Here is an 11702-nt window from a genome sequence, read left to right on the forward strand (position 1 = left end):
GGCGGGGCAATCAGGTGACGGCAGGCCTTGATTGTCGCTGCGGCGGCGCGGGCGGCAAGGGGAGGGTCAGGATGAAGCGGGATCCTTGGCCCGGCAGGCTGTCGACCAGGATGCGCCCGCCCAGGCGCTGCACCAGCCGCTGGACCACCGCCAGCCCCAGGCCGGAGCCGGCCACCCGTTCGTTGCCAGGTGCTTCGAGCCGCACGTGAGGCTCGAAGATGCGGTGCAGCTCGGCCGGATCGATGCCGATGCCGCTGTCTTCAACTTCCAGCCGAAGGTCGGTGTGGCCTTGGGCGCGGCCCACCAGCGCGGCGCGCACGCAGACCGTGCCGTCCGGGGTGTACTTGATGGCGTTGGTGACCAGGTTGCCGAGGATCTGACGCAGGCGCACGGGATCGACCCGCTGCAGCGACAGCGGCCCGGCGTGCGCATCGGCGACCTCGCAGCGCAGTGACAGTCGCTTGTGCTCGGCCAGCGGGGCGAGCTGGTCGCAGACGTCGCGGATGAGGGCGACGAGGTCGGTGTCCTCCTCGTGCAACTGCCACTCGGGGTTTTCGAGCCGGGTGTATTCGGTCACGTCGCGCAGGTGTGCCTCCAGCTGCGTGGCCGAGCGCCGCAGGCGGTCGATCGCGCGCTGGGCGGGCTCGTCGTGCAGCCGCAGCGCGAGCAGGTCGATGGAGCCCAGCATGGTCTGCAACGGTGAGCGGATCTCGTGCGAAAGCATGGCCAGAAAGCGCTCCTTGCCTGCGTGGGCTTCCCGTTCGGCGCGGCCCAGGCGGCCGCGCAGCGCGGTGATGTGCTGCAAGGCCAGAATGCACGCCGGGTGGACGAGCAGCAGCACGGTCCACATGTGGATGCTGAATTGTGTGAACAGCCCATCGGGTGGCCCGGTGAGGTACAGCGCGCCGTACAGTGCCACCAGCGCCATGTACAGGGCCCCGCTGAGCCACACGGCGCCGCGTCGCAGCGTGACGAAGGCCCCCACATAGATCAGCGGCATGAACTGGGCGTTGGCCCCGACCGCGTACAGGCCTTCGGGGGTGTCGAGCCGTGCGGCTTCCTGGATGACGCCAAGGAAGTACGCGCCGGTGCAGGCGAGGGTGGTGCCCATCACCGCGTCGAGCCAGCGCGGGCGCCACCACAACAGCAGCGCGGTGCCCAGGTAGAGCACGGCCAGCAGCGGCCCGAACCGTCGCTCCCACCCGAGGTTGAGCCCGGCCGCCCCGTCGTGCAACAGGAGCAGTGCGCTTCCCAGCCCGATGAGCAGGCACAGCGGGGCCACGCGCCGGGCGGCCAGTGCCCGGGTGTCGGTGTCAGGCATCGGCGGGGAGGGGCGCCACGCCGCGGCGCTGCCGGTCGAGGCCGCTCTGAATGGCGGCCATCAGCACGGCGGGCCGCACAGGTTTCTCGAAGAACGTGACGTCTTGCGTGCGCAGCAGGGTGGCCAGCGTGGCTTCGGACGCCCGGCCTTCGCGCAGCTGACCCGTGAGCAGCACGATGGGGGCATGCGGCTGGTTGGCCCGGATGCGTTCGACCAGCGCCTGCGAAGTCTGCCCGCCGGCCAGGATCAGGTCGATCACGTACGCGTCGTGGACCGGGGCGGGCTCGGCCATCAGGGCCTGCGGCTGCGTGTAAGGCTGCGCCTGCCAGCCGGACTCGCGCAGCCAGTCGCTCAGGGCCTCGGCGGCGTCGCGGTCATCGTCGACCACCGCCACACGCGGGCGCTCGGGCTCACGGCATGGCTGCACCTGGAGGTGGTCCACGGCGTAGTGGGGCGACGAAGGCGCGACGGCCTGCAAGGCCGCGTGCGTGCCGACATGCCACTGGCCCTCGGCATACCGCGCGACCAGCGCGGGCGTGGCGCCTGCGGTCAGCGCCGGGCCCAGGCGCACGGAGCAGTCGAGTTGCAGACCATCGATGTGGAGTTGTGCGGGTTGCAGCGCCGGCGCCGGCGAGGTAGAGCGGCCCGCGCCCCGGGCGGCCGCCGCCGGGCGGGCACCGAAGAGCTCATCAAGGCCGGCGCCCACGTGCGTGCACACGGCGCGGACCTCGTCGAACAGCCACACCGCGCCCCGCAGCTTGCGTCGTGCCTGGCTGATGGAAATCGCGCAAATTTGCGCGATTTGCGCCGCCTGATTGCGCGGAGGCACGCCGTGGCGCGCCAGCAGGTTGGACACCGCCGCCGCCGTTTCGGCGTGCGCAGTGTCGTCTGCAGGCTCGATGTCGTCGACGTGGGGCAGGTCCATCTTGGGAAATCGGGGCGGAGGCGAAACAGATTATCCGCGCAGCGGCGAAGCAGGAAGCGCAGCCTTCGAATTGGTAACAATGGGTCAGATTTGCGCGATGCGGTCAAATATGGCACATACAATCAAGGTGAAGCGCTGAATACAACACGAAAGACAGGCGCCGCTCAGGGATCATGTTGAAAGATGCAACGCCTTCGGGTGTTGGCAACCGGTTCGGGTTTCGGCCTGCGCCTGGTTGGCGCCGCAAGGCTTTGCGCGACCACCCCACGGGGTGGTTTTTTTATGGCGCTGCAACAATCGGGTGTCTGACCGTTTTGAAGCGCCCGCCATGTCTGTCTCCGCCACCCCGCCGTCTGCCATGTCACCCCTTGTGTCCGCCCGCATCGGCCTGATGGCCGCCTTGCCGGAGGAGATGGCCGCGGTGCTGGCCGCCATGCCCGACGAGGCCCGCGTGACGCTGGCCGGGCGCGACTTCTGGGTGGGCCACCTGCACGGGCGCGAGGTGGTGGCGGTGCTGTCGGGCATCGGCAAGGTGGCGGCCGCCACCACCACCGCCTTGCTCGCCAGCCATTTCGGCGTGGGGCAGGTCGTGTTCGTCGGGGTGGCCGGTGGCCTGGGAGATGGCGTGCGCGTGGGCGATGTGGTGCTGGCCGACGCCCTCATGCAGCACGACATGGACGCGTCGCCGCTTTTTCCGCGCTTCGAATTGCCCGGCAAAGGATTGAGCCGACTGCCTGCCGACCCGGGTGCCGTGGCCCGCGCCCGCGTTGCGCTCTCGGCGGCATTGACGCCGGCCTCGCTGGCAGACACCGCCCCACAGGGGCTGCAGGCGGCCGACCTGGCGGCACTCGGGCTCGACTGGCCGCAGGTGCATCAGGGGTTGATCGTCAGTGGCGACCGCTTCGTGTGCACCGATGGAGAGTGCGCGGCGCTGCGGGCCGCTGTGCCCGATGCGCTGGCTGTCGAGATGGAGGGCGCGGCGGTGGCCCAGGTGTGCCACGACTTCGGTGTGCCCTGCCTGGTGGTGCGCACCGTCTCCGACCGGGCCGACGATGCAGCGCACGTCGACTTCCCCCGCTTTTTGCGTGCCGTGGCCAGTCCGTACGCATCCGCCATGCTCTCGCACCTGCTGCCGGTGCTCTGATCCGGTGGCATGACGCTTGCCGTCCGGATACCCCGCGGTGGCCCGGACGTGGCGGGTGTCCCATTCCGATGCAGACCTGGTGCACGCCGGGACGGCTGCATCGCCCGGTCTCCGCGATAACCCTCGGCTTGTGGCCCCCTGCTGTCTCAATACGGGCAGCGGACCGGCCGGGGAGCAGTCACAAAACATCGGAGACAAGCATCGTGAAACAGAAGTCCGGCCCTGGCGCCGACGACCTGGCCGCCTCGCTCGGCCTGGTCGCCGGCGTGCGCCTGCCCTGGCGCGTCAGTCAACATGCGGTGGACAGCACCGCGCGCAGCGTGCACCTGTGGGTGACGCAGGAGCCCGAACCGCCCGCCGAGGTGCGACGACCGTGGTTCGGTTTCGGGCGGGTGGTGATGGCGCCTCGGCCTGCGATGAAGGATGGTCAGGTGTGGCGCCACCTGGATTGCATGGGCTACGCCTGTTTCATCCACACGCTGGACCGCGTGTACGAGGACGAACGCAACCTGGACTGGCTGGGGATCGACCAGATGCCTTTCACCCACGCGCTGTCGCGCAAGGTGCTGGCGCTGCTGGGCGAGGGCGTGGACCTGGCTGTGGTGTGCGAACTGCTGCGCCTGCCGTTTGCCGAAGGATGGAAGTTCCGTTACGCGCTGGACAGTGGCCAGTTGCCGCACGAGTATGCGCTGGTGCGCCGCAGTGCGCCCCGCACACCGGCCGCGCCTGGCTCGGCGAGCGTGGCCGCGCCGGTCACCACGTTGTCGGCCAGCGAGGCCATCGTGGTGTCGAGCGGTCTGCCGGAGTGGCGTGACCCGGTGTGGGTGCAGCTGATCAGCGGCGAGCTGCCCATCGAGATCCGCACGCTGGGCTTCCAGCTGCTGCTCGCGCGCCTGCGTCAGCAACTCAGCCAGCAGCCCGGGGAAGAGGTGCTGCAGCTCAAGCTGCGCGAACTGCACCGCTATGTGCAGCGCCACGAGCGCGTGCTGGGCCATGAACTGCAGCAGTTGCAGGCCCTGCGTCCGGGAGGTGCGGCATGAGCGCGTGGCGACAGGCCCTGGTCGATCACGACATGGCCGTGACCCTGATCGAGAGCGGTGCGTGGCTGACGGTGGCGGGCGACGAGGCCGCGCTGAGCCGGCTGCCCCGCGGCAACTGGATCGGCGGCACCATCCCGTACTTCATGGGGCAGGAGGGCGGCGTGACGACGCGCGGCCAGCTGTTCGTCACCGTGCTCGATCAGTTCGCGGGCCATGTGCCCTTCGTCAAGGTTCACGACGCGGACACGCTGCCCCAGGTGTGCCTGGAGGCGCCCGAGAACGGCTTCTCGCTGCTGATCCTGCCGGCGTTCTCGGCCGTGCATGGCGCCTATGCGCAGCACGCGCCGTCGTACGAGGACATGTACATGAAGCCCCTGGTGGGCTGGGTGGCCGGTGTGCACCTTGACGACATGGGGCAGCGCCGGCCCAAGGTCGTGGATGGCACGACCGGGCGGATGCATGAAGACCGCGCCGTGGTGCTGCATGTGCCGCTGCCCGACAGCCTGGGGGCCGATGTGCGGATCGTCAACCTGTTCGAGCAGGGCGAGGGGCCGCGCATCCAGTTCGAGCACGATGGCTTCGAGGTGCGCGACTGCCTGATCGACGGCGTGCGCACGCCGCTGGCCGCTTACCTGCAGGAGCGGCGCCATGACACGCGCCTGCCGCTGGTGGCCGACTGCAATGGTGCGGCGGTGAACGTGAGCTTCCGCTGGGTGGACGCCACTCAGGGGCAGGTGGCGTTTTACGGGCCGGTGTTCCGCGGCATCGAATACCGGCTGGCGCGCCCGTTCGCGGGGCAGTATCACGAGGCCTTCTCCCAGGCTGGCGCCGATCTGCCCGAGGCCCAGTTCTCGTGCAACTGCATCCTCAACTACCTGTATGGCGAACTGGAAGGCCGCCGAACCGGCGAGGCCATCGGCCCGATGACCTTCGGTGAAGTGGCGTATCAGCTGCTCAACCAGACCATGGTGCAGCTGACACTGAGCCTGCGCTGACCCTGTTCCTCTTCTGGCTCATGTGATGAGCCATTTGCGGCCCGCTCCCTCCGGACGGGCCGCTTTTCTTTGGCGCTCCGTTGCATCACGGGCCGGCATCCACTGGAAATCCCTGCCAGCGTTTTCCCTATTTTGTTCTGCATTGCAGAAATGTGTTCTGTGAATGCGTTGACTTGATACGGGCTGGGGAACAAACTGGACCGCAGGTCGGCACGGTGTTCACCTTTGCCGCAACGCGAACCAAGGAGCGCATCTTGGAGTTGTTCTTTCAGCAACTGCTCAATGGCCTGACGATCGGCGGCGTCTACAGCCTCGTCGCACTGGGCCTGACGCTGGTCTACGGGATCCTGCATGTGCCGAACTTCGCCCACGGCGCGTTCTACATGGCCGGTGCCTACGTGGCCTTCTACCTGATGGGTTCGCTGGGCCTGAACTACTGGCTGGCCATGGCCGGCTCGGCGGTGGCGGTGGCCGTGCTGTCGATGCTGGCCGAGCGGCTGGTGTTCAACCCGCTGCGCAACGCGCCGCCGCTGCACGACATGATTGCCGCCATCGGCATCCTGCTGTTTCTCGAGGCCGGTGCGCAGGCGCTGTGGGGCGCTGATTTCCACCGCATGAGCAGCCCCTATGGGCAGCTGGTGGAGGTGTTCGGGCTCACGGTGGCGCTGCAGCGTCTGCTGATCCTGGCCGGTGCAGTCTGGCTGGTCGTGCTGCTGCACCTGTTCCTCACGCGCACCACCACGGGCGCCACCATCGTCGCGATGGCGCAGAACCGCGATGGCGCCGCGCTCGTTGGCATCGATGCGACGCGGGTCACGCTGATGGTGTTTGCCATCTCGGGCGCGCTGGCGGCGGTGGCCGCGGTGCTGTATGCGCCGATCAACCTGGTCTACCCGGCCATGGGGCATCTGGTCATCACCAAGGCCTTCGTGATCATCATCCTCGGCGGCATGGGCAGCTTTCCCGGTGCCATCGTCGGCGGTCTGATCATCGGCCTGGCCGAGGCCTTCGGCGGCTTCTACTTCTCGACCGACTACAAGGACCTGATTGCCTTCGTGCTGCTGGTGCTGATCCTGTCGGTCCGCCCCCAAGGTCTGTTCTCGAAAGGTGCGCACTGACATGACGCTGCTGCAAGGCAAGGCGGGCTGGAGCCTGCTCATCGCGCTGGCCCTCGTGTTCCCCTACGTGGTGCCCAACAACTACTTCCTGTCGGTGATGACGCTGTCGTACATCTTCGCGATCGCGGCGCTGGGGCTCAACCTCATCACCGGCTACACGGGCCAGTTCAACCTGGCGCACGGCGGGTTCATGGCGATCGGCGCCTATGCGGTGGGCCTGCTCACCACCGATTACCAGTGGGGCTTCTGGTGGGCGTTTGCCGCCGCCGGCGCCGTGTGTGGCGTGCTGGGCTGGCTGACCGGCATGCTGTCTTTGCGCATGACGGGCCACGTGTTCTCGATCTTCACGCTGTGTGTGGGCTACATCATCTACCTGCTGATCGAGAAGTGGGAGGCCGTGACCCACGGCGCGGTCGGTGTGATGGGCATTCCCGCGCCGGCGCATCCTTTCGGCGGCGAGGTCGACACGCCCATCGGCCAGTACTACCTGATGCTGGGCTTTCTGGTGCTGGGGGCCGTGGTGATGCAGCGCATCGTTCGGTCGATTCTGGGGCGCAGCTTCATGGCGGTGCGCAATGGCGAGGCCCTGGCCGAGGCGCTGGGCATCCCGCTGATGCGCACCAAGCGGCTGGCCTTCGTGCTGTCGGTGATCTACGCCGGACTGGCGGGCGGCCTGTATGCCGGGCACGTGCGCTTTCTGGGGCCGGAACTGGCGGCCACCCACCACACCTTCGAGCTGGTGATGTTCATGCTGGTGGGCGGCATCGGCACGCTGTTCGGGCCGATCCTGGGCTCGGTGCTGGTGCCGTGGCTGACGCAGTCGCTGCAGTTCCTGCAGGACTACCGCATGGTCGTCTTCGGCCCGCTGCTCATCGTGCTGCTCATCTTCCTGCCGCACGGCATCGTGGGCACCTGGCTGCATCGCAAGGCGCGCCGTGAGGCGGCCAAGCGTGCACAGGCTGCGCCATCGATCCCTACCGTGTCGGCCCCCCACACCGGAGCCCGCCATGCTTGAGATCCGCAACCTCACCAAGCGCTTCGGCGGTCTCACAGCCGTGAACGATGTGTCGGCCACGTTCGAGGCGGGCCGCATCAACGCCATCATCGGCCCCAACGGCGCGGGCAAGACGACGTTCTTCAACCTGATCGCCGGCACGCATGCGCCATCGGCCGGGCAGATCATCGTGAAGGGGGAGGACGTGACCGGCATGCGAGCGGACCAGATCGCGCGGCTCGGCGTGGCGCGTACCTTCCAGGCCACCACGCTGTTCGACCAGGCCAGCGTGCTGGACAACCTCATCGTGGGCCACCGGCTGCGCACGCGGTCGGGCCTGTGGGACGTCATCTTCAACACGGCGCTGCTGCAGCGTGAGGAGCGGCTGTGCCGCGAGAAGGCCGAAGCCGCACTCGAGTTCGTGGGGCTGAACCGCGTGGCGCACCGGCTGGCGGGCGACATCACGCAGGAAGAGCGCAAGCGCGTGGCCTTTGCGCTGGCGCTGGCCACCGAGCCCGATCTGCTGTTGCTGGACGAGCCGGCCGGCGGCGTGAACCCGGAAGAAACGCTGGGCCTGGCCGAACTGATCCGCAAGCTGGTGGCCCATGGCAAGACCGTGTGCCTCATCGAACACAAGATGGACATGATCATGAGCCTGGCCGACAAGATCATCGTGCTGAACCATGGCGAGAAGATCGCCGATGGCACGCCCGCCGAGATCCGCAGCAACCCGCAGGTGATCGACGCCTACCTGGGAGCCGAGCATGTTGAAGCTTGAAGGGGTGTCGCTGTCGTACGGCAGCTTCCGTGCGCTGGACCAGGTCAGCCTGCATGCCGACAAAGGCGAGCTGGTGGTGCTGCTCGGCGCCAACGGGGCGGGCAAGAGTTCGATCTTCATGGCCATCAGTGGCATCCACAAGGCCTGCAGCGGCTCGATCGCGTTCGACGGCCAGGAGCTGGTGGGCATGCGGCCGGCTGCCATCGTGGCGCAGGGCGTTGTGCACTGCCCGGAAGGCCGCAAGCTGTTCGCCCAGATGTCGGTGCAGCAGAACCTGATGCTGGGTGCCTATGTGCACCGCAACGCGCCCGACACCCGCGCGCGGTCGCAGCAGATCCTCGACGAGGTCTACACGCTGTTCCCGATCCTCGCGCAGAAGCGCCACGACCCGGCGGGTGCGCTGTCGGGCGGACAGCAGCAGATGGTGGCGATCGGGCGCGCGCTGATGGGCCGGCCCAAGGCCCTTTTGCTGGACGAGCCCTCGCTGGGCCTGGCGCCCCTGGTCGTCAAGCAGATGTTCGAGATCATCCAGCAGATCAACGCCAGCGGCGTGACGGTGCTGCTGGCCGAGCAGAACGCCTATTCGGCCCTGCGCATCGCGCACCGCGCCTACGTGCTGGAGCGTGGTCGCATCGTCATGGAGGGGCTGCCCGAGCAGCTGCTGCACGACGAGGGCATCCGCAAGGCCTACATCGGGGCCTGATCGGCCTCACCCGTTTCCCGACGTTCAACCCCCCATGAGGAGACCGCACATGCCATCCCGTTTCTTTGCGCTCAAGCGCCTGCCGCTGACCGTCGCCGTGACCCTGGCCTTCGGCTCGGGCGCAGGCTGGGCCCAGGAGGTCGTCAAGATCGGCTACACCGGCCCGCTGAGCGGTGGCGCCGCGCTGTACGGCAAGAACGTGCTCAATGGCCTGAACCTGGCGGCCAAGGAGATTAATGCCAAGGGCTTCGATGTGGGCGGCAAGAAGTACAAGGTCGAGGTCGTGGCGCTGGACGACAAGTACGCGCCGGCCGAGGCCGCGATCAACGCGCGGCGCTTGAAGCAGCAGCACGGTGCACCGGTGGTGTTCGTGCCGCACTCGGGCGGGGCGTTCGCGCTGCAGGCCTTCAACCAGCAGGAGAACTTCCTGCTGATGGCCTACACCAGCGTGCCGACCATCACCGAAAAGGGCAACAAGCTCACGATGCGGATCCCGCCGAGCTTTCTGACCTACATCGAGCCCTTCATCCGCAACCAGATGAAGCACGGCAAGAAGCTGGGCATGGCGCCGGCCGACCACGATTACGCCAAGGCCTGGGTTGCCGCGTTCGAGCCGGCCTGGACCAAGGCCGGTGGTGCGGTGGTGGCCACCAACCCGATGTCGTACAACAAGTCGGCCGACTTCTACACCGGGGTGAGCCGCGTGCTGGAAAGCAAGCCGGATGTGATGTTCATCGGCGGGCCGTCCGAGCCAACGGGGCTGGTCGCCAAGCAGGCCCGCGAACTGGGCTTCAAGGGCCCGTTCGTCATCATGGACCAGGCCAAGATGGACGAGATGGCCCGCGTGACCGGCGGCCTGCAGATGCTGGAAGGCTCGATCGGGACGTTGCCTTTGACCGCCGACGAGCGCCCGGGGGCCAAGGCCTTTGTGCAGGCCTATCGCACGGCCTACGGTCCTGACAGCAACCCGTCGTCCGAGTCGTCGTTGAACTACACGGCGCTGCACCTCGTGGTGAACGCGATGCGGCTGGCGGGCAGTGTCAGTGACCCGGTGGCCATCCGCGGCAAGCTCGATGCCGCAGCCAAGGCCCTGCCCGACGCAATCAACCCCAACGACATCAACGGGGTGGACGAGAAGGGCGGGTCCGACCTGAACACCGTGGTGGGTGTCGTGGAGGGCGGCAAGCTCAAGGCCGTGCGGCTGAAGTCGCTGTAAGGCCCCTGTGAGGCCCGAGGCCGTTGAGGGCCCGGGCCCTGTGGCGCTCGGGGAGGCGCCGCGGCGTTCGCTCGGCCTGATAATGCGGGGCGCGTTCAGCCGCCCCGCGCCATGCAGCGGGCAGTCAGGAGAAGAAGTCGATCATGCACGACCCCGTTGCCGCCGCCGATGTGGCCGAGAAGGAAGACCGCCATTTCGTGACGGCCCTGGCCCGCGGTCTGGAAGTCCTCTCTTGTTTTCGCTCGGGCGACAAGGCCCTGGGCAACCAGGAGATCGCCAAGCGTTGCCGGCTCCCGAAATCGACGGTGTCCCGGCTCACGTACACGCTGACCAGGCTCGGCTACCTGATCCAGATCGAGGACAGCGGCAAGTACCGGCTGGGCACCGCCACGCTGGCCCTGGGCAGCTACATGCTGGCCCGTCTGGATGTGCGTCAGCTGGCGCGGCCGATGATGCAGGAGCTGGCGGACCACTGCAAGGCCACTGTGTCGCTCGGCACGCGCGATCGCCTGTCGATGCTGTATGTCGAGAACTGCCGCAGCTCGGCGGCACTCACGCTGAGTGTGGATGTCGGCTCGCGCATCCCCATCGTCAACTCGGCCCTGGGGCGGGCCTACCTGGCCGTGACGAGCGAGGCCGAGCGCCACGAAATCCTCGAACGCGTGCGCGAGTACGACGAGCAGGCGTGGCCCGCCATCCAGAAGGGCGTCGAGACGGCCCTGGCCGACTACCGGACGCTCGGGTGCACGCGCTCGTTCGGCGACCTGCAGCCGCACGTCAACGGCATTGCCGTGGCATTCAATCCGGGCGGTGGTCTGCCCTGCATGGCCATCAGTTGTGCCGGGCCCGCCTTCAGCCTGTCGCAGGAGTTCCTGCTGGACGAAGCGCGGCCCCGCCTGATCGAGCTGGTGCGCAAGCTGGAAGCGTCGGCCGGCCGGCTCTGATCAGGCCGGGCCGACCACCGCAAAAGCCCCGCTTGCGCGCAGCAGCACGCGCTCGCCGGCGCGCAGGCGGCAACTCGCGAACGCCATCCGCTGCCCCAGGCGCTCGATCTCGACGTGGGCTTCCACCCAGTCGCCCAGGCGCGCGGCAGCCAGAAAGTCCGTGCTGAGGCTGACGGTGACGATGGACAGCGGGCCCCCGCGCGCGTGGTTGATGGCGTGCCCCAGCGCCGTGTCGGCCAGCGTGGCGAGCAAGCCGCCGTGCGGGATACCGCGCAGGTTCAGGTGCTGGGGGGCGATCCGCAGGCCGATGACGGGCGGGACGCCCGGCACCTCACGCACGTGCACGGGGCCGATGAGGCTGATGAAGCCGCCGGTGGCTGTGTGAAAGGGCGCGAAGCCGGACGGCACGGCGGGGTCCCCGGTGTGGGGCGCCGGTTCGGGCTGCGGATTGGTGGAGGCCGATGAGGGGTCTGGGTGGCGCATGGGCAAAGCGGAGGGAGGGCTCAGGGCGCAGGCACAGGCCG

General features: G+C 68.2%; 12 protein-coding genes. 9 read left to right on the forward strand and 3 right to left on the reverse strand.

The features are described 5' to 3' along the window. Positions 1 to 10 precede the first annotated feature (10 nt). Both DEH84_RS02075 and DEH84_RS02080 read right to left on the reverse strand, forming a co-directional pair. Positions 11 to 1321 carry a sensor histidine kinase gene (locus tag DEH84_RS02075; RefSeq protein ID WP_109034305.1) on the reverse strand — a complete coding sequence of 437 codons (1311 nt, stop codon included), beginning with the start codon at positions 1319 to 1321 and terminating at the stop codon, positions 11 to 13. Beyond that, positions 1314 to 2246, reverse strand: a complete 933-nt coding sequence (locus DEH84_RS02080) for a helix-turn-helix domain-containing protein (RefSeq protein WP_109034308.1) — start codon at positions 2244 to 2246, stop codon at positions 1314 to 1316. Before DEH84_RS02080 ends, DEH84_RS02075 begins: the two co-directional genes overlap by 8 nt. A 328-nt stretch (positions 2247 to 2574) precedes the next feature. Between DEH84_RS02080 and DEH84_RS02085 the strand changes: the two genes are divergently transcribed. The 9 genes from DEH84_RS02085 to DEH84_RS02125 all read left to right on the forward strand — a co-directional run bounded on the left by DEH84_RS02085 (position 2575) and on the right by DEH84_RS02125 (position 11178). After that, a complete protein-coding gene (locus DEH84_RS02085; RefSeq protein ID WP_179950604.1) occupies positions 2575 to 3390 on the forward strand; it encodes a 5'-methylthioadenosine/adenosylhomocysteine nucleosidase in 816 nt (271 codons plus the stop codon). Between the two features lie 203 nt (positions 3391 to 3593). Further along, the gene (locus DEH84_RS02090) at positions 3594 to 4430 is read left to right on the forward strand and encodes a hypothetical protein (RefSeq protein WP_109034310.1); all 837 of its coding nucleotides are present in this window, start codon (positions 3594 to 3596) and stop codon (positions 4428 to 4430) included. After that, positions 4427 to 5425, forward strand: coding sequence for a DUF6976 family protein (locus DEH84_RS02095; protein ID WP_109034312.1), 999 nt, complete (start codon positions 4427 to 4429; stop codon positions 5423 to 5425). Before DEH84_RS02090 ends, DEH84_RS02095 begins: the two co-directional genes overlap by 4 nt. Before the next feature lie 254 nt (positions 5426 to 5679). Next, positions 5680 to 6543 carry a branched-chain amino acid ABC transporter permease gene (locus tag DEH84_RS02100; protein ID WP_109038157.1) on the forward strand — a complete coding sequence of 288 codons (864 nt, stop codon included), beginning with the start codon at positions 5680 to 5682 and terminating at the stop codon, positions 6541 to 6543. Between the two features lies 1 nt (position 6544). Continuing rightward, the gene (locus DEH84_RS02105; RefSeq protein WP_109034315.1) at positions 6545 to 7558 is read left to right on the forward strand and encodes a branched-chain amino acid ABC transporter permease; all 1014 of its coding nucleotides are present in this window, start codon (positions 6545 to 6547) and stop codon (positions 7556 to 7558) included. Next, the gene (locus DEH84_RS02110) at positions 7551 to 8315 is read left to right on the forward strand and encodes an ABC transporter ATP-binding protein (protein WP_109038158.1); all 765 of its coding nucleotides are present in this window, start codon (positions 7551 to 7553) and stop codon (positions 8313 to 8315) included. Before DEH84_RS02105 ends, DEH84_RS02110 begins: the two co-directional genes overlap by 8 nt. Next, on the forward strand, positions 8302 to 9018 hold the full coding sequence (locus DEH84_RS02115; RefSeq protein ID WP_109034318.1) for an ABC transporter ATP-binding protein: 717 nt from the start codon (positions 8302 to 8304) through the stop codon (positions 9016 to 9018). The genes DEH84_RS02110 and DEH84_RS02115 overlap by 14 nt, the downstream gene beginning before the upstream one ends. A 49-nt stretch (positions 9019 to 9067) precedes the next feature. Further along, the gene (locus DEH84_RS02120; RefSeq protein ID WP_109034321.1) at positions 9068 to 10234 is read left to right on the forward strand and encodes an ABC transporter substrate-binding protein; all 1167 of its coding nucleotides are present in this window, start codon (positions 9068 to 9070) and stop codon (positions 10232 to 10234) included. A gap of 143 nt (positions 10235 to 10377) precedes the next feature. Beyond that, on the forward strand, positions 10378 to 11178 hold the full coding sequence (locus DEH84_RS02125; protein WP_109034323.1) for an IclR family transcriptional regulator: 801 nt from the start codon (positions 10378 to 10380) through the stop codon (positions 11176 to 11178). Here DEH84_RS02125 and DEH84_RS02130 read toward each other — a convergent pair whose 3' ends face one another. Next, positions 11179 to 11661, reverse strand: a complete 483-nt coding sequence (locus DEH84_RS02130) for a PaaI family thioesterase (RefSeq protein ID WP_109034326.1) — start codon at positions 11659 to 11661, stop codon at positions 11179 to 11181. Between the last annotated feature and the right edge of the window lie 41 nt (positions 11662 to 11702).

The organism is Aquabacterium olei, from assembly GCF_003100395.1.
Lineage (GTDB): Bacteria > Pseudomonadota > Gammaproteobacteria > Burkholderiales > Burkholderiaceae_C > Aquabacterium > Aquabacterium olei.

Coding starts and splice junctions, on each gene's coding strand:
- DEH84_RS02075 (WP_109034305.1), bottom strand. CDS start 1,321: ATGCCTGACACCGACACCCGGGCACTGGCCGCCCGGCGCGTGGCCCCG.
- DEH84_RS02080 (WP_109034308.1), bottom strand. CDS start 2,246: ATGGACCTGCCCCACGTCGACGACATCGAGCCTGCAGACGACACTGCG.
- DEH84_RS02085 (WP_179950604.1), top strand. CDS start 2,575: ATGTCTGTCTCCGCCACCCCGCCGTCTGCCATGTCACCCCTTGTGTCC.
- DEH84_RS02095 (WP_109034312.1), top strand. CDS start 4,427: ATGAGCGCGTGGCGACAGGCCCTGGTCGATCACGACATGGCCGTGACC.
- DEH84_RS02105 (WP_109034315.1), top strand. CDS start 6,545: ATGACGCTGCTGCAAGGCAAGGCGGGCTGGAGCCTGCTCATCGCGCTG.
- DEH84_RS02110 (WP_109038158.1), top strand. CDS start 7,551: ATGCTTGAGATCCGCAACCTCACCAAGCGCTTCGGCGGTCTCACAGCC.
- DEH84_RS02115 (WP_109034318.1), top strand. CDS start 8,302: ATGTTGAAGCTTGAAGGGGTGTCGCTGTCGTACGGCAGCTTCCGTGCG.
- DEH84_RS02120 (WP_109034321.1), top strand. CDS start 9,068: ATGCCATCCCGTTTCTTTGCGCTCAAGCGCCTGCCGCTGACCGTCGCC.
- DEH84_RS02125 (WP_109034323.1), top strand. CDS start 10,378: ATGCACGACCCCGTTGCCGCCGCCGATGTGGCCGAGAAGGAAGACCGC.
- DEH84_RS02130 (WP_109034326.1), bottom strand. CDS start 11,661: ATGCGCCACCCAGACCCCTCATCGGCCTCCACCAATCCGCAGCCCGAA.